The organism is Dactylosporangium sp. CA-152071 (genome assembly GCF_050936335.1).
Lineage (GTDB): Bacteria > Actinomycetota > Actinomycetes > Mycobacteriales > Micromonosporaceae > Dactylosporangium > Dactylosporangium maewongense.
In genome coordinates this window covers 4,016,609-4,032,842 of record NZ_JBNJMZ010000001.1, presented here as the reverse complement: position 1 = coordinate 4,032,842, position 16,234 = coordinate 4,016,609, and the positions used below count along the sequence as shown (strand labels likewise).

At 71.8% G+C, this 16,234-nt stretch carries 15 protein-coding genes; 9 read left to right on the top strand and 6 right to left on the bottom strand.

Going from position 1 to position 16,234, the window contains the following annotated elements:
* Positions 1 to 107 precede the first annotated feature (107 nt).
* The gene (locus ACQEVZ_RS17980) at positions 108 to 1,568 is read left to right on the top strand and encodes an NAD-dependent malic enzyme (RefSeq protein WP_433367822.1); all 1,461 of its coding nucleotides are present in this window, start codon (positions 108 to 110) and stop codon (positions 1,566 to 1,568) included.
* A gap of 72 nt (positions 1,569 to 1,640) precedes the next feature.
* On the opposite strand, the gene dapF is transcribed toward ACQEVZ_RS17980, so the two are convergent.
* From dapF to ACQEVZ_RS17965, 3 genes are read right to left on the bottom strand one after another with little or no spacing between them, the layout of a single operon-like run.
* A complete protein-coding gene (gene dapF / locus ACQEVZ_RS17975; RefSeq protein ID WP_433367819.1) occupies positions 1,641 to 2,492 on the bottom strand; it encodes a diaminopimelate epimerase in 852 nt (283 codons plus the stop codon).
* Between the two features lie 4 nt (positions 2,493 to 2,496).
* Positions 2,497 to 3,408 carry a tRNA (adenosine(37)-N6)-dimethylallyltransferase MiaA gene (gene miaA, locus ACQEVZ_RS17970; protein ID WP_425552356.1) on the bottom strand — a complete coding sequence of 304 codons (912 nt, stop codon included), beginning with the start codon at positions 3,406 to 3,408 and terminating at the stop codon, positions 2,497 to 2,499.
* A complete protein-coding gene (locus tag ACQEVZ_RS17965) occupies positions 3,399 to 4,031 on the bottom strand; it encodes a class III extradiol dioxygenase subunit B-like domain-containing protein (protein ID WP_344508163.1) in 633 nt (210 codons plus the stop codon). The genes miaA and ACQEVZ_RS17965 overlap by 10 nt, the downstream gene beginning before the upstream one ends.
* 233 nt (positions 4,032 to 4,264) lie before the next feature.
* Here ACQEVZ_RS17965 and ACQEVZ_RS17960 point away from each other — a divergent pair, with 233 nt between their 5' ends.
* Positions 4,265 to 5,473, top strand: coding sequence for a DUF349 domain-containing protein (locus ACQEVZ_RS17960; RefSeq protein ID WP_344507731.1), 1,209 nt, complete (start codon positions 4,265 to 4,267; stop codon positions 5,471 to 5,473).
* A gap of 551 nt (positions 5,474 to 6,024) precedes the next feature.
* Here ACQEVZ_RS17960 and lexA read toward each other — a convergent pair.
* Complete coding sequence (gene lexA, locus ACQEVZ_RS17955; RefSeq protein ID WP_344503255.1) at positions 6,025 to 6,705, bottom strand: transcriptional repressor LexA; 681 nt, start codon at positions 6,703 to 6,705, stop codon at positions 6,025 to 6,027.
* A gap of 411 nt (positions 6,706 to 7,116) precedes the next feature.
* Here lexA and ACQEVZ_RS17950 point away from each other — a divergent pair, with 411 nt between their 5' ends.
* The 3 genes from ACQEVZ_RS17950 (at position 7,117) to ACQEVZ_RS17940 (ending at position 11,155) form a co-directional block, all read left to right on the top strand.
* Positions 7,117 to 7,425, top strand: coding sequence for a LysM peptidoglycan-binding domain-containing protein (locus ACQEVZ_RS17950; protein ID WP_344503235.1), 309 nt, complete (start codon positions 7,117 to 7,119; stop codon positions 7,423 to 7,425).
* Between the two features lie 266 nt (positions 7,426 to 7,691).
* Positions 7,692 to 8,240: a transcriptional regulator NrdR gene (gene nrdR / locus ACQEVZ_RS17945; RefSeq protein ID WP_433367814.1), complete on the top strand. Its 549-nt coding sequence runs from the start codon at positions 7,692 to 7,694 to the stop codon at positions 8,238 to 8,240.
* 65 nt (positions 8,241 to 8,305) lie between these two features.
* On the top strand, positions 8,306 to 11,155 hold the full coding sequence (locus tag ACQEVZ_RS17940) for a vitamin B12-dependent ribonucleotide reductase (protein ID WP_433367811.1): 2,850 nt from the start codon (positions 8,306 to 8,308) through the stop codon (positions 11,153 to 11,155).
* A 54-nt stretch (positions 11,156 to 11,209) separates the two neighbouring features.
* Here ACQEVZ_RS17940 and ACQEVZ_RS17935 read toward each other — a convergent pair whose 3' ends face one another.
* Positions 11,210 to 12,100 carry a LysR family transcriptional regulator gene (locus ACQEVZ_RS17935; RefSeq protein ID WP_433367808.1) on the bottom strand — a complete coding sequence of 297 codons (891 nt, stop codon included), beginning with the start codon at positions 12,098 to 12,100 and terminating at the stop codon, positions 11,210 to 11,212.
* A gap of 82 nt (positions 12,101 to 12,182) precedes the next feature.
* Between ACQEVZ_RS17935 and ACQEVZ_RS17930 the strand changes: the two genes are divergently transcribed.
* From ACQEVZ_RS17930 to ACQEVZ_RS17915, 4 genes are read left to right on the top strand one after another with little or no spacing between them, the layout of a single operon-like run.
* The gene (locus ACQEVZ_RS17930; RefSeq protein WP_433367805.1) at positions 12,183 to 12,965 is read left to right on the top strand and encodes an NAD(P)-dependent oxidoreductase; all 783 of its coding nucleotides are present in this window, start codon (positions 12,183 to 12,185) and stop codon (positions 12,963 to 12,965) included.
* Positions 12,965 to 13,357, top strand: a complete 393-nt coding sequence (locus ACQEVZ_RS17925) for a RidA family protein (RefSeq protein WP_344503227.1) — start codon at positions 12,965 to 12,967, stop codon at positions 13,355 to 13,357. The genes ACQEVZ_RS17930 and ACQEVZ_RS17925 overlap by 1 nt, the downstream gene beginning before the upstream one ends.
* A 58-nt stretch (positions 13,358 to 13,415) precedes the next feature.
* Positions 13,416 to 13,670, top strand: a complete 255-nt coding sequence (locus ACQEVZ_RS17920; RefSeq protein ID WP_433367796.1) for a hypothetical protein — start codon at positions 13,416 to 13,418, stop codon at positions 13,668 to 13,670.
* An 11-nt stretch (positions 13,671 to 13,681) separates the two neighbouring features.
* The gene (locus ACQEVZ_RS17915) at positions 13,682 to 14,278 is read left to right on the top strand and encodes a hypothetical protein (RefSeq protein ID WP_354888543.1); all 597 of its coding nucleotides are present in this window, start codon (positions 13,682 to 13,684) and stop codon (positions 14,276 to 14,278) included.
* Positions 14,279 to 14,319: 41 nt separating this feature from the next.
* Here ACQEVZ_RS17915 and ACQEVZ_RS17910 read toward each other — a convergent pair whose 3' ends face one another.
* Positions 14,320 to 16,203, bottom strand: a complete 1,884-nt coding sequence (locus ACQEVZ_RS17910) for a hypothetical protein (RefSeq protein ID WP_433367793.1) — start codon at positions 16,201 to 16,203, stop codon at positions 14,320 to 14,322.
* Positions 16,204 to 16,234: the final 31 nt, after the last annotated feature.

Sequence of the window (16,234 nt, the reverse complement as noted above, 5' to 3'; positions counted from 1 at the left end):
CTAAAGTCGATCAGTACAACCCTCCAATCGTGACACTTCATCGGCCATACGGCACTTGATATGTCCCGGTGCGCCGCCGGGTGAACGTGCGAGTGAGAATGGGGTACGTGACGACTGCCACGCACCGATTGCCCAGCGCCGGGTTCTCAATCACGATCCGTGTCTCCGTCCGTGCCGACGCCTCGGCGATCGGGCGCCTCACCACCGCGGTCGGCGAGGCAGGGGGTGTCGTCACCGCGGTCGACGTCGTCGACTCCGACAGCACCGCCGTCGTGGTCGACCTGACCTGCGACACCGCCGACTCCGCGCACGCCGAGCAGGTCGTCTCCTGCCTCGAGAAGCTCGACGGCGTCGACGTGCGGAAGGTGTCCGACCGCACGTTCCTGCTGCACCTCGGCGGTAAGATCGAGGTCACCCCGAAGGTCGCCCTGCGCAACCGTGACGAGCTGTCACGGGCGTACACGCCGGGGGTGGCCAGGGTCTGCCTCGCGATCGCGGAGAACCCGGACGACGCCCGCCGCCTCACCATCAAGCGCAACACGGTGGCGGTCGTCACCGACGGCTCCGCCGTGCTCGGCCTCGGCAACATCGGCCCGGCCGCCGCGATGCCCGTCATGGAGGGCAAGGCGGCCCTGTTCAAGCGGTTCGGCGGCGTCGACGCGTGGCCGGTCGCCCTCGACACCCAGGACACCGACGAGATCATCGCGATCGTGCGGGCGATCGCCCCCGCGTACGGCGGCATCAACCTCGAGGACATCGCCGCGCCCCGCTGCTTCGAGATCGAGGAGCGGCTGCGGGCGATGCTGGACATCCCCGTGTTCCACGACGACCAGCACGGCACCGCGATCTGCGTCCTCGCCGCGCTCACCAACGCGCTGCGGGTGGTCGGCAAGTCCATCGGCGACATCAGGGTCGTCGTGAGCGGTGCCGGCGCGGCCGGCACGGCCATCATCAAGCTGCTCCTGCACCAGGGCGTCGGCGACGTGATCGCCACCGACCGGCCGGGCGCCCTGCACCGCGGCATGTCCGGCCTGTCGGGCGCGTGGCAGTGGCTCGTCGACAACACCAACAAGTCCGGCTACTCGGGCGACCTCAAGGGCGCGCTCCGGGGCGCGGACGTGTTCATCGGGGTCAGCGCCCCGAACCTGCTCACCGGCGACGACATCGCGACCATGGCGCCAGGCTCGATCGTGTTCGCCCTGGCCAACCCCGACCCGGAGGTCGACCCGCGGGAGGCCCGCGAGCACGCGGCGATCGTCGCGACCGGCCGCTCCGACCAGCCGAACCAGATCAACAACGTGCTCGCCTTCCCGGGCGTGTTCCGCGGGATGCTCGACGCGCAGGCGCGCGAGTTCACCGAGGCGATGGCGATCGCGGCGGCGCGGGCGATCGCGGACACCGTCGGCGAGGACAAGCTCAACCCGAGCGTCATCGTGCCCAGCGTCTTCGACGCGAGGGTCGCCCCGGCCGTCGCCGCCGCCGTCAGGGCCGCCGCCAAGGGCGTCCACCTGGACAGCACCGTCGACGGCGCGGCGGAGGCGGAGCCGACGCCCGTCGAGCAGCCGTAAGGCCGCCAGGGCCGGCCCGGGGCGAACCACCCCCTGGGCCGGCTCAACGGCCGCGGAGCCGGCGGAGCGGGGTCAGAAGGTCGGGGCCAGCTGCCGGATCGCCTGGGCGTCGACGTCACCGTGCGCGACGATCACGGCCGGCCCGGCGAGCAGGAACTCCGAGCCGGTCTGCGTGATCGTCAGCCGGCCGCCCGCCACGTCCACGACGACCACGCCGGTCTCCAGGCCGGCGTGCTCGAGGGCGACCGCCGCCACCGCGCACGCGCCGGAGCCGCACGACTGGGTCTCGCCGGAGCCGCGCTCGTAGACGCGCATCCGCCGGTACAGGTCGGCGCCGGCCGGAGGCGACCCGGCCGCGGCGAACTCGACGTTGACGCCGGCGGGGAAGATCAGCGGATCGATCCCGGGGGCGCGGCTCAGGTCGAGCCGCTCCAGGGTCGGCTCGTCGACCGGGCACACCAGGTGCGGGTTGCCGACGTCCACCGCCGTGCCCTCGAAGACGCGTCCCTCGCTGGTGGCCTCGCTCTGCACGTACACCCGCGGCATCGGCATCCCGGCGGCGATCTCCTCACCGATGGTGACCGGCACCACCCCCGCGCGGGTGACCAGGTTGAACGACCCCTCCGGCGCGACCAGGCCGGCCTCGGCGAGGTAGCGGGCGTAGACGCGCACACCGTTGCCGCACATCTCGGACTGGGAGCCGTCCGCGTTCCAGTAGTCCATGAACCACTCGGCCGTCCCCGCGGACGCCTCGGCGTCGGGGTGGGCGGCGCTGCGGACCACGCGCAGGACGCCGTCGGCGCCGATGCCCCGCCGGCGGTCGCAGAGCGCGGCGACGAACGTGGGCGTCAACGGCAGCACGCCGTCGGGGTCGGGCAGGATGACGAAGTCGTTGCCCGTTCCATGTCCCTTGGCGAAGCGCATGGCGTCAATCTTGCCGCACGAGCTCCAGCGCCGTCGCAGTGATGTCACCAGCACCACCATCGAGCCACACGATCCGGTCATCCCGGCGGAACCATGACCGCTGCCGCCGGACGAACCGCCTGGTGGCCCGGACCGTCTCGGCCTTGGCCTCCGGCTCATCCGACAAACCGGAAAAGTGGTCCAATACCTGTTTGTAGCCCAGCGCGGCGCCGGCGGTCCGGCCGTCGCGCAGGCCGACCTTCTCCAGGGCGCGCACCTCGTCGACCAGGCCCGCCGCCCACATCGTGTCCACCCGCGCCTCGATGCGCTCGTCGAGCACCGCCGTGTCGACGTCCACGCCGAGCTGCAGCGACTCGTACACGGGACGCGGTTGTGACGGCAGGCGCGCGGTGAACGTGGTGCCGGTCAGCGCGTTGACCTCCAGCGCGCGGACGATCCGGCGGCCGTTGCCGGGCAGGATGCGCTCCGCGGCCTCCGGGTCGGTGCTCCTGAGCCGGGCGTGCAGCGCCTCCGGGCCCACCTCGGCGAGCTCCTGCTCGAGCGCCGCCCGCAGCGCCGCGTCCGTGCCCGGGAAGTCGAAGTCCTCCAGCACGGCCCGCACGTAGAGGCCCGAGCCGCCGACCAGCAGCGGAACCCGTCCGCGGGCGGCGATGTCGTCGATCGCGGCGCGGGCGAGCCGCTGGTACACCGCGACGCTCGCCGGCTCCGTCACGTCCCAGATGTCCAGCACGTGGTGCGGCACCCCGTCACGCTCGGTGACGGAAAGTTTCGCGGTGCCGATGTCCATGCCGCGGTACAGCTGCATCGAGTCCGCGTTGACCACCTCGCCGCCGAGCTCGTGGGCGAGCCGGAGGCTGAGCGCCGACTTGCCGGCTGCGGTCGGGCCGACGACCGCGACGACCCGGGTCACCGCCAGCTCGCGACGAGGTAGCCGACGCCGTACGGGGCGGAGCGGTGCAGCAGCTCGGTCGTCTCAGGCCTGCCGGCCGCGCCCGCGAGGACCTGCCACGGCGCCCGGCCGACCGCGAGCAGCTCGGTGGCGAGGGCGGGGTCCAGGTCGAGCAGGGCCGCGGTGTCACCCTTGGCGAGGGCGTCGGCGACGGCCGCGTCGAAGCCTTCGGCCCGCGGGTCGTCGTAGCCGGGCGACTTCTCGCCGTGGCACGCGGATCCGTCTCCGAGGATCAAGAGCGCGGCGTCGGTACTGGTGAGCTGCTGCCCCAGTGCTGCGCACTCGCCGGGGGTCGCGTCGGCGGCGACGCTGTAGAACTGGATATTTCCGAAATGTACGTCCTGGAGCAGCCAGGCGCCGATGAGCAGGCTGAGCGGCAGGGGGCTACTGGTCTCCTCGCCGACGCGTTTGTCGATGCCCCACGGGGCCAGGGTCCCCCCGAACGGTGGCTCACGGCGTACCGTCGACGTGTCGGCACCGACCACGACCAGGGACTCGGCGCCGGACAGGTGCGCCACCGCCACGCGGCAGGCGGCCCGCAGCTCGTCGAGCTCCCCGGCGGCCCCCGCGGCCACCTCCGGCACGAGCATCGGCGGATGTGGGCAGACGGCGGCGGCGACGAGTGGCACGGTCTTAACGTTATCGGGGACGGTCTTTGTGGCATCCTGCGGCCCGTTCGGCACCGGAATGGTCACGGTTCGGCCGCAGGCCCTCGACCGCCCCCGGGGCGCACCTGTGAGAATGCCCTGGGGAACTTTGCTGTGCGATGGCGGCGTGACAGTGGGATACCCGATCCCACGGACGCCGGGAGCGAGGATGGCAGATGAGCGAGCCTACGACGTTTGGACGGATCGACGCTGACGGCAACGTCTTCGTGAAGACGGCAGCCGGAGAGCGGGCCATCGGATCGTGGCAGGCCGGCACGCCGGAGGAGGGCCTTGCCCACTTCGCCCGCCGGTTCGCCGACCTGATGACCGAGGTCGACCTGATCGAGGCCCGCCTCGGCAGCGGCGCCGCCGACGCCGGCCAGTCGCTGTCCACCATCAAGCGGCTGCGCAGCGGCCTCGACGAGGCCCACGTGGTCGGCGACATCGACGGGCTCGCCGCCCGCCTCGACAAGCTGACCTCGATCGCCGAGGAGAAGGCCGGCGCTGCCCGCGCGGCCCGCGACGCCGCCCGCGCCGAGGCGCTCACCCGCAAGACCACCCTGGTCGAGGAGGCCGAGCAGATCGCGGCCGACGCGACCGGCTGGAAGACCGCGGGCGACCGCCTCAAGGAGATCCTCGACGAGTGGAAGTCCATCCACGGCGTCGAGAAGAAGGCCGAGAGCGAGCTGTGGAAGCGGTACGCGGCAGCCCGCGACGCCTTCACCCGCCGCCGCGGCGCCCACTTCGCGACCCTCGACGCCAGCCGCAAGCAGGCCCAGGGTCGCAAGGAGGAGCTCGTCGTCGAGGCCGAGCAGATCGCCGAGTCCACCGAGTGGAACGCGACGGCCGCCCGCCTCAAGGAGCTCATGACCGAGTGGAAGACCGCGCCCCGCGCCGCGAAGGAGACCGAGCAGAAGCTCTGGGAGCGGTTCCGCGCCGCCCAGGACTCGTTCTTCAAGCGCCGCAGCGAGGTCTTCAGCGCCCGCGACGCCGAGTTCAAGGGCAACCTGGACGCCAAGCAGGCCCTCCTGGTCCAGGCGGAGGCGCTCGACGTCGACGCCGACCCGAAGGGTGCCCAGGCGAAGCTCCGCGACATCCAGGCGGCCTGGCACGAGGTCGGCCGCGTGCCCCGCGAGGCGCAGACCGGTCTGGACCGGCGCCTCCGGGTGGTCGAGGACAAGGTGAAGACCGCGATGGACGCCGCCTGGCGCCGCACCCCGCCGGAGGCGAGCCCCCTGCTCGCCCAGATGCGGGAGCAGGTGGCCCGCGCCGAGCAGCAGCTGGCCTCGGCCCAGGCCGCCGGCGACCAGCGCCGCATCAAGGAAGCCGAGAAGGCTCTGGAGAGCAAGCGCAAGTTCCTGGCGATGGCCGAGCACACCGGCTGACCCTCGAGACTTCTCCAGTGACGGGCCCCCGAGCCCGTCCGACATAGAAAGTTGACCACTACACGCCGCGGCGTGTAGTGGTCAACGTCGTTTATGCCCCCGCGATGATCCGGAAAACTTCTGGTCGCCGGAGCAGCAATAAGTCTTCCGGATCACGAGAAATGGCTCCGCGGGCTGCTTGCCTGCCGAGGTGCCGCTGGCGGCGGGGTGTCGGTGAATGCTGACCGGCAGGCGCTCTTTCCGTGATCCGGAAGAGTTGTGGTCGCTCAGACAACAACAAGTCTTCGGGATCATGAGGGTGGGCTGCTCGCATGTGGGGGTGGTGATGTCCCGCGATGGTCGGCGGGGTGGTGGGTGCTGGCTGGGTCGGGCGGGGTTTTTCCGTGATCCGGAAGGGTTTTGGTTGCTTGGGCGGCAACAAGTCTTCGGGATCATGAGAGAGGGCGGCTGTAGGTGGGGGAGCGGAGACGAAGGGGAGCAAGGCGAAGGCCCGCTCAGCCTGGTGGCTGGGCGGGCCCTGAGGCGGGGTGGTGCGGGAAGGGGGAGGGAGGTCAGATGCGGCGGACGACGGTGACGACGCGGCCGAGGATGGTGGCGTGGTCGCCCTCGATCGGGTCGAAGGCGGGGTTCTGCGGCATGAGCCAGACGTGGCCGTCGCGGTTGCGGTAGGTCTTCACGGTGGCTTCGCCGTCGATCATGGCGGCGACGATGTCGCCGTTGTTGGCCGTCGGCTGCTGGCGGACGACGACCCAGTCGCCGTCGCAGATGGCGGCCTCGATCATCGAGGAGCCCTTGACCTGGAGCATGAAGAGGGTGCCCTCGCCGACGAGCTCGCGGGGGAGAGGGAAGACGTCCTCGACGGCCTGCTCGGCCAGGATGGGGCCACCGGCGGCGATGCGGCCCAGGACCGGCACGTAGGCGGGGGCGGGGCGGGCGGCGCGCTCGGCCTCCTCGTCGACGGCGACGAGCTCGCTCGGGGGGCGGACGTCGACGGCGCGGGGGCGGTTGGGGTCGCGGCGCAGATAGCCCTTCCGCTCCAGCTCCTTCAGCTGGTAGGCGACGCTGGAGGGGGAGACCAGGCCGACGGCCTCGCCGATCTCGCGGACGCTCGGGGGATAGCCGTTGCGGTCGACGGCGCTGCGGATGAACTCCAGGATGCGCCGCTGGCGGACGGTCAGGTCGGCGGCGAACAGGTCGGGGAAGGCGCTGACCACCGCGGTGACCGCGCGCATCTCCGGCTCGCCTCCGCGGCGGCGGGTGCCGGCCCGGCGGCTGCTGCCGCTGCCGATCGCGGTGACCTCGGCGGATTCGGCGGATTCGTCGGTGCGGTCGTCGGCTGACACGTCGTCCTCCCTCTTGTTGGCACCCGCGGTGGGAAGGCCGCGGGTGCGGACGGGCCTTGAGGGGCCCGCCACCTGACCGCCACCGGGTGTGGACGGCGCCGGCTGTCGCAAATTTCGGGTATCCCGATCAATCGTCTCGATCGTGTGTGGATCACCGTATCGCCGAGGTGTGACAGTTTCAAACATCTGTACTACGTGGCGCGCCGATTTTTCGGCGTGTTGCTGGACTCGGGTCTTCCCGCTCTGGTAGACCATCGTACGTCCGTTCGATCGAACGGCTGTACGGAATCGAGGGCTGAGATGCGACAGCACCCGCGAAACCCACCCATCCGGCTCACCCGGCGCGGCCGTGTCGTGCTCTTCTGCCTGCTGCTGGTGGTCGCCGGCGGGCTGTTCACGCTCGTCGCGGTGCCCGGGCAGGCGGCCGACCAGCCGGGACCGGCGCCGGTGGTGATCGTGCAGCCGGGCGACACGCTGTGGGACATCGCGACCCGGCACGCGGGGGGTCGTGGGCGCGACGCGACCATGGAGGAGATCCGCCGTCTCAACAACTTGGACGGCTACAGTGTCGACGCCGGACAGCGGCTTACCCTGCCCCGGCAGCGCTGATCAGGACAAATGTGCTGCGGCCACTGAGAGCCGCGACACGCAGGGGGCGGAAATCGCCGTTCAACTTGCGTCCACGTAGCGGTCAGGCATAGCGTCTACCCCTAGATGTAGTAGTTACAGGGCTGTAAGTCGTCCACAGGTTGTGGATTCGACAATCACCCTTACTTACGGTGAAGAACCAGCGGAGGTCAGCATCCAAGGCCGACCGTTGGGCATTCGCGTGCGTTTTGTCAGGACATATCCGACGTAGACTGGAAGGCCATCGCATGCGCTGCCCGTACTGCCGCCACGCCGACTCCCGGGTGGTCGACTCCCGGGAGGCCGAGGACGGCCAGATCATTCGCCGCCGGAGGTCCTGTCCCGAGTGCAGCCGGCGGTTCACCACCGTCGAGGAGGCCGTCCTCGCGGTCGTCAAGCGCAGCGGAGTGACCGAGCCGTTCAGCCGAAGCAAGATCATCGCCGGGGTCCGGAAGGCCTGCCAGGGCCGGCCGGTCGACGAGGACGCGATCGCCGTCCTCGCGCAGAAGGTCGAGGAGACCGTGCGCGCCAGGGGTGCCGCCGAGCTGCCGAGCCACGAGGTCGGCCTCGCCATCCTGGCGCCGCTGCGGGAGCTCGACGAGGTGGCGTATCTCCGCTTCGCGAGCGTCTACCGATCGTTCGACTCGCTGCAGGACTTCGAGCGTGAGATCGCGTCGCTGCGCGCGGCCTCGAACCGCCCGGCCAGCGCGACACAGCACCAGAGCACCGCGCAGGGCGCCCCGCAGCACCAGGCGGCGCCGCCACAGGGGGAGCGCGCCGCAGAACCGGTCGGCTGAGCGGCGCCAGTACAAGCGACGAGACACGAACCAGAACACCACCGAAGACAATGAGGGGGCCGCGGATGGCGGGGGAGACGAAGACCAAGGCAGCGTCGCGCAAAGAGGCACAGGGCCTGCGCGTCGAGCGGGTGTGGACGACCGAGGGGGTCCACCCTTACGACGAGGTGACGTGGGAGCGTCGCGACATCGTCATGACCAACTGGCGCGACGGCTCGATCAACTTCGAGCAGCGCGGCGTCGAGTTCCCCGACTTCTGGTCCGTGAACGCGGCGAACATCGTCACCACCAAGTACTTCCGCGGCGCCGTCGGCACCGACGCCCGCGAGCGGTCGCTGAAGGAGCTGATCGACCGCGTCGTGACGGTGTACCGCAAGGCCGGCGAGGACCACGGGTACTTCGCGACGTCCGCCGACGCCGAGGTGTTCGCCCACGAGCTGACCTGGATGCTGCTGCACCAGGTGTTCAGCTTCAACTCGCCGGTGTGGTTCAACGTCGGCACCCAGTCGCCGCAGCAGGTGAGCGCCTGCTTCATCCTCGCCGTCGACGACTCGATGGACAGCATCCTCGACTGGTACAAGGAAGAGGGGCTGATCTTCAAGGGCGGGTCGGGCTCGGGCGTGAACCTGTCCCGGATCCGCTCCTCGAAGGAGCTGCTCAGCAGCGGCGGCACCGCCAGCGGCCCGGTCAGCTTCATGCGCGGCGCCGACGCGTCCGCCGGGACGATCAAGAGCGGCGGCGCGACCCGCCGCGCCGCGAAGATGGTCATCCTGGACGTCGACCACCCGGACGTCGAGGAGTTCATCGAGACCAAGGCGCGCGAAGAGGACAAGATCCGCGCCCTGCGCGACGCCGGCTTCGACATGGACCTCGGCGGCAAGGACATCGTCAGCGTCCAGTACCAGAACGCCAACAACTCCATCCGGGTCTCCGCGGAGTTCATGCAGTCGATCGAGGAAGACGCGGAGTTCGCGCTCCGCTCCCGCCTCGACGGCAGCGTCGTGTCGACGGTCAAGGGCCGTGAGCTCTTCCGCAAGCTCGCCCAGGCCGCGTGGGAGTGCGCCGACCCCGGCATCCAGTACGACGACACGATCAACGAGTGGCACACGTGCCCGGAGACCGGGCGGATCACCGCGTCCAACCCGTGCAGCGAGTACATGCACCTGGACAACTCCAGCTGCAACCTCGCCTCGCTCAACCTGATGAAGTACCTCAACGCCGACGGCTCGTTCGCGGTGGAGAAGTTCGTCAAGTCGGTCGAGTTCGTCATCACCGCGATGGACATCTCGATCTGCTTCGCCGACTTCCCGACCGAGAAGATCGGCGCGACCACCCGCGCGTACCGGCAGCTCGGCATCGGCTACGCCAACCTCGGCGCGCTGCTCATGGCCAGCGGCCTCGCGTACGACTCCGACGGTGGCCGCGCGGTCGCCGCGACGATCAGCAGCCTCATGTCGGGCACCGCGTACCGGCGCTCGGCCGAGCTGGCCGGGATCGTCGGCGCCTACGACGGCTACGCCCGCAACGCCCTGCCGCACCAGCGGGTCATGCAGCAGCACGCCACGGCCAACGACGCCATCACCACCGTCGGCGGGGTCGACGTGGCCATCAAGGTCGCCGCGACGGCGGAGTGGGCCCGGGGCAACGAGATCGGCGCCCGGCACGGCTGGCGCAACTCGCAGGCCAGCGTCCTCGCCCCGACCGGCACCATCGGCCTGATGATGGACTGCGACACCACGGGCGTCGAGCCGGACCTGGCGCTGGTCAAGTTCAAGAAGCTCGTCGGCGGCGGCTCGATGCAGATCGTCAACCAGACCGTCCCGCGCGCCCTGCGCAACCTGGGCTACCAGGAGGAGCAGGTCGAGGCGATCGTCGAGCACATCTCCGAGCACGGCCACGTCGTCGACGCCCCCGGCCTCCGCGCCGAGCACTACAGCGTCTTCGACTGCGCCATGGGTGAGCGGACCATCGCCCCCATGGGTCACGTACGGATGATGTCGGCGATCCAGCCGTTCATCTCCGGCGCCATCTCCAAGACGGTCAACATGCCGGAGGCGGCCACCGTCGAGGACGTCGAGGAGATCTACTTCCAGGGCTGGAAGCTCGGCCTCAAGGCCCTCGCGATCTACCGCGACAACTGCAAGGTCGGCCAGCCCCTGTCGGCCGTCAACAAGTCGAAGAAGGAAGAGCCGGTCGCGGAAGCGCCCGTCGTGCAGGAGGTCGTGAAGACCGAGAAGGTCATCGAGTACCGCCCGGTCCGCAAGCGGCTGCCGAAGAAGCGCCCCAGCTCGACCGTGTCGTTCTCCGTCGCCGGCGCCGAGGGGTACCTGACCGCGTCGTCGTACCCGGACGACGGCCTCGGCGAGGTCTTCCTGAAGATGTCGAAGCAGGGCTCGACCCTGGCCGGCGTCATGGACGCCTTCTCCGTGGCGATCTCCATCGGCCTGCAGTACGGCGTCCCGCTGGAGACCTACGTCAGCAAGTTCGTCAACATGCGGTTCGAGCCGGCGGGCATGACCGACGACCCGGACATCCGCCTGGCCTCGTCGGTGATGGACTACATCTTCCGGCGGCTGGCGCTGGACTTCCTGGACTTCGACACCCGCTCGGAGCTGGGCATCCTCACGAGCGCCGAGCGTGCCGCACAGCTGCGGGCCGAGGCGGGCGAGCCGGACGTCGACCTCACCGAGATGCGCAACTCCGCCCCGGTCGCGGCCGCCACGAAGCCGGTGGCGAAGCCGGTCGAGGTCGGGACGCCGGCGCCGCGCAAGGTGGGCTCGTCGACCGAGCTGCTCGAACTGGTCCAGGGCAAGGCCGCCGACGCGCCGCTGTGCTTCACCTGCGGCACGAAGATGCGCCCCGCCGGCAGCTGCTACGTGTGTGAGGGCTGCGGCTCCACCAGCGGCTGCAGCTGACCTTCCGCAACAAAAGGGGGGAGCCGGGTGTCCGGCTCCCCCCTTTCCATGCGCTCAGGTGGCGGCGAGGTCCCGGAGGACGGCCAGGAAACCGGTGACCGTCGCGGGCTTCGTCCGGCCGGCGAGGGTGGCGGCCAGGACGGTGCGGGGTGGGACCTCGGCGGGGTCGAGGGGGAGCAGGCGGACGTCGGCGGGGGCGGCGCGGGCGGCCAGGGCGGGCACGAGGGTCACGCCGAGGCCGGCGGTGACGAAGCCGAGCTTGGCGGTCCACTCGGCGGCGACGAAGTCGATCCTGGGGCGGAAACCGAGCCGCACGCTCGGGCCGAGCAGGGTCTCCTCCGGGGCGGCCGAGCCCGCGATCCACGCCTCGTCCGCCAGCGCGGCCAGCGGTACCGACGCCGCTGACGCCAACTCGTGGTGCTGGGGGACCGCGAGGAGGACGGGTTCATCCAGGATGTGGTGGGTCGTGAAGCGCGGGTCGTCGAACGGGCGGTCGGCGCTCGTCGTCACCAGCGCCACGTCGGCGTCGCCGGCGAGGAGCGCGGCCAGGAGACGGCCGGTGACGCCCTCGATGAGCGACAGGCGGACATCCGGGTGGCCGGCGCGGAAGCGGGCCAGGGCGCGCGGGACCAGCGCCGCGTCGGCGGTCGCGAACGCGCCCACCCGCAGGCGGCCGGCGGTGCCGGCGTGCACGGCGGTGACCTCGCGCCGGGCCAGGGCGAGCCGGTCGAGGACGGCGGTCGCGTGCTCCAGCAGGCAGCGGCCCTCCTCGGTGAGCGCGACCCCGCGCGGCAGCCGGTCGAACAGGCGCGCCCCGACCTCCAGCTCCAGCGCCGCGACCTGCCGGGACACCGCCGACTGCGTGTAGCGCAGGGTCGCCGCGGCGGCGGTGATCGAGCGCTGCCGGGCGACCTCCCGGAACACCTCCAGCATCTCCGTCTGCACGCTCCAGACATTCCCACACCGCATGGCGGCGATGCCAGACATTCGTTGGTCGCATCGGTCGTGCGCCAATACGGTCGGACGCATGCAGAAGATCGCTGTGCTCGGGCTCGGCAGCATGGGGGCGCCGATCGCCCGCCGGCTGGCCGCGCACGGGTTCCCCGTCACGGGGTGGAGCCGCACGCCGCGCCCCGTCGAGGGCGTCGCCGTCGCCGCGTCCGCGCGGGAGGCCGCCCGGGACGCCGACGTCGTCATCACGATGCTCACCGACGGCCCCGTCGTCATGTCCGTCGTCGGTGCCGCGGAGCTGCCGCCCGGGGCGACGCTCGTCGAGATGTCCACGATCGGCCCGGACGCCGTCCGTGAGCTCGCCGCCGCCCTGCCCGCCGGCGTGGACCTGGTCGACGCCCCCGTGGCCGGAAGCACCGGCGCCGCCGAGGGCGGGACGTTGAGGATTTTCGCCGGCGGCACGGACGCCGCCGTCGACCGGGTCGCACCGGTGCTCGCCACGCTCGGGGACGTCCGCCGGTGCGGCCCGTCGGGCGGCGGCGCGGCGATGAAGGTGGTGCTCAACACCGCGCTCGTGACCGCGCTGGCCGCGCTGGCCGAGGCGCTGCAGGTCGCCGACGACCTGGGGGTGCCCCGCGCCGACGCCCTGGACGCGCTGGCGTCGGGCCCGCTGGGCAACGCCGTCCAGCGCCTGTCCGGCAAGGCTCGCTTCCCGGTCCGGCTGGCGGCCAAGGACCTCGCCCTGAGCGTCGCGGGCCGGGACCTGCCGGTCGCGCTCGCCGCCGGCCGGCACCTCGCGGCCGCCGACCCCTCGGCGGACCTGTCCACGATCGCCGTCTCATCCCCGAAAGGAACCTGATGCTCGTCCTTGACAACCCGTCCGGCGTGGCGGCGCCCGTCGGTGCGTACTCGCACGTCGCCCGCATCGACGCCGGCACCGGCGCGCTGCTGTTCCTGTCCGGTCAGATCGCCCTCGACGACGACGGCGCGCTCGTCGGCCCGGGTGACATGGTCGCCCAGGCCACGCGCGTGTTCGAGCTGATCGGCGCGCTGCTGTCCGCACACGGCGCCACCTTCGCGGACGTCGTCAACGTCCGGACGTACCTGACCGACATGGCGATGCTGCCCCTGTATGGCCAGGTCCGCCGCGCCGTCTTCACCGGCCCGCCGCCGACCAGCACCACGGTCGAGGTGTCCCGGCTCTTCCGCGACGGGGCGCTGCTGGAGGTGGAGGTGGTCGCGGCGCTCTGACCTGATCCTTACGTTGTCCCGCGGGGTGCGCTTACCCGCGGGACGCACCATGTCCCCCATGAGACGAACCATCGCCGTCGCGCTCGCGGTCGTGCTGCTGTTCGCCGGCGGGTGCGGGCGCCAGCAGCGGCGCGGCCATCAGCCAGCCGCGGTCTCGACCCAGACGCCGGCCGTGCCGGCCGCCGCCACCACCTCGACCGGCACCGCCGGCACCGCCGGCACCAACGGCACCGCCGGGGATGTCGACCAGCTGCTCGACCAGGTGGAGCAGCAGCTGTCCGGCGACGCCCAGCCCGCCGACGACGAAGACTGAGAGGGACCTTGATGAAGCGCACCCTGATCGCCCTGACCCTTGTGCTCGCCGCCGTCTTCGTCCCGGGCGCCGCCTGGGCCGAGCCGTCCGCGCGCGCCGCGACGCTGGAGGGGGCCAAGACCGCAGTCGCCGGCCGCATCGACAAGCGGCTCGACGCGCTGAAGAAGTTCGAGACCAACCTGGCCGGCGCGAAGCAGGTCCAGTCCGGCCACCGCGACACCCTCACGAAGCTCATCGCCGACCAGCGCACCGGCCTGACCGCCCTGCGCACGAAGGTCCAGGGCGAGACGACCGCCGCCGCCGTCAAGGCCGACGCCCAGTCGATGGTCTTCGACTACCGCGTCTTCGTCCTCACCGGCCCGAAGGTGCGTCTCACCGCCGCCATCGACACCGAGCTCGCCGTCATCGCCGCGCTGCGCTCGCGCCCCGGCGCCGACACCGCGAAGCTGGACGCGGTCGAGGCCACCCTGAAGGGCAAGGTCGACGCCCTCCTGGCCCTGAAGCCGGGCTCCGACGGCGACGCCCTGCGCTCCCAGGTCCAGCCGGTCCGCGCCGCGGCCAAGTCCGCCCACGCGTCGCTGAAGGCGCTGCGCAAGCCCACGAAGTAGGCCGCACCCCGTTCCGCGGCGGTCACGCCGCGGAACGGGGTTCAGGGGCGGACGATGTCGATCGCGAAGGCCGGGTGGCGGTCGCGGAGTGCCTCGGCGCGGGTGTACGCGTCGTCGGTGAGGGCGAGCAGGCGCATCGGGCCCGGCATCCGCACCACGACGGCGTCGAGTCGGTCCGGGGAGTTGATCGGGCCGATGTGGTAGGTGGCGCCCGCCATCTCGCCGGAGGTGCGGTGCAGGGTGGAGATGAAGAGGGTCAGGCGGTAGGAGTCGTAGCCGGGGTCGTCGCCGATCACGACGGTCGGGTCGCCGGGGGCGAGGGCCAGGGCGGCCCTGGCGTAGGCGACCTGGTCAGCGGCCGCGCCGGCGAGCCAGGTCCGCTGGGTGTCGAGGTGGTCGCGCTGGTCGCCCGCCCGTTCGCCGCCGATGAGGGCGACGATCGCCATCAGCACCGACGCGGTCCGCAGATGCGGCGAGCCCAGCGGCCGCCGGGGGAGGTGCAGGGCCAGGGCGCCGAGGCCGGCCAGTAGCAGCACCAGGACCAGGAACAGGGCCTTGTTGGCGTAGTAGCCGCTGCCCGAGCCGAAGACGCGCTGCACCGCCAGCATCCCGGTGGCGAAGCCGGCCACGGGGACGAACGTCAGGGCGTACGAGCGCCAGATCCGGCTCCTGCGGCCGCGCCTGGTCAGCAGGCCCGACGCGACGACACACAGCAGGACGGCGAGGCCCTCGCGGCCGACCCGGAGGGAGCCGACGCTGAGCAGCGCACCCGCCTGGCCGGCGACGAGGACGCCGATGGCGAGGGGCACGGCGCTGGTGACGGCGATCGCGAGCGCGACGGCGGGGATGCGGCGCATGCGGTGGTTGCGGCGCTCCCGCATGAGCCACAGGATCGCGGCCAGGCCGACCGGGGGCAGGTACAGGTAGTACGTGAACCCGACCGCCGCCAGCAGCGCCGCGACGAGCAGCAGCTGCTGCCGCGCGCGGGGCACGGGCCGGACGAGGACGGTGAGGAGCATGAGCGCCTCCGCCAGGCCGAGGACCTGGCTCGGGTAGCCGAACCGGACGAGGTCCAGCGGCTCGCCGAACGCGCACAGCCCGGCGATCCCGGCCGCGAGCACGGCGGTGCGCGCCGGGGTCAGGCCGCCGGCGCCGATCCACTGCGCGGCCCAGACGATGGTCGCGACGAGCAGCAGGTAGCCGCCGGTGACGAAGGCCAGGTAGTGGTCGAACATGCCGGTGCCGGTGCCCATGCCGACGGCGGACGACCTGGCGAACCCGTCGAGCAGTGCGGCGGTCAGGTGCGAGCCCTGCGGGTAGGACACCATCCCCTCGTAGACGAGCGTCCTGCCCTGGCCGGGGTGCTGGAAGAGGTACCCGCCGGCGTGGCGGATCGCGTCGAAGAGCGCCGCGTGCCGGGCGAGGTCCTCGCCCTCCATGACCTGCGCGAGGCGGCCCGTCCGGCCGTCGCGCAGCAGCGGCCAGGCGACGATCGCGCCGACGGCGGCGACGGCGAGCGCGGCGATCGCGTCGGTGGGTCCGAGGCGCGGCAGCCGCGGGCGGCGGCCGGTCTTCGCGGCGGCGACGATCAGGGCGGTGGCGGCGGTGCCGCCGGCGGTCACCGGGTGCAGGCCCCACGGCCAGACGGCGAAGACCAGCGCGCCGAGGCAGGTGAGGCCGAGCAGCAGGCCCATGGCGAGCATGATCCGGTCGAGGACGGTCCGGCCGCCGCGCAGGAGCGCCGCGGTGGCGACGAGGAGCAGCGGCGGGACGACGTACGCGACTCCGGCGAGGTACAGCAGGGCGATGACCAGCCAGGCGGCCGCGACCAGCGCGGCGGTGACCAGTTGCTTGGGTGTGGCGTCCGGCTTCGGCGACGTGTGGGGGAGAAGGGTGTCCGTCTTCGGGGGTGAGGATACTGACACAACTCACTTAACGACGAAGTCGGGCATCTGG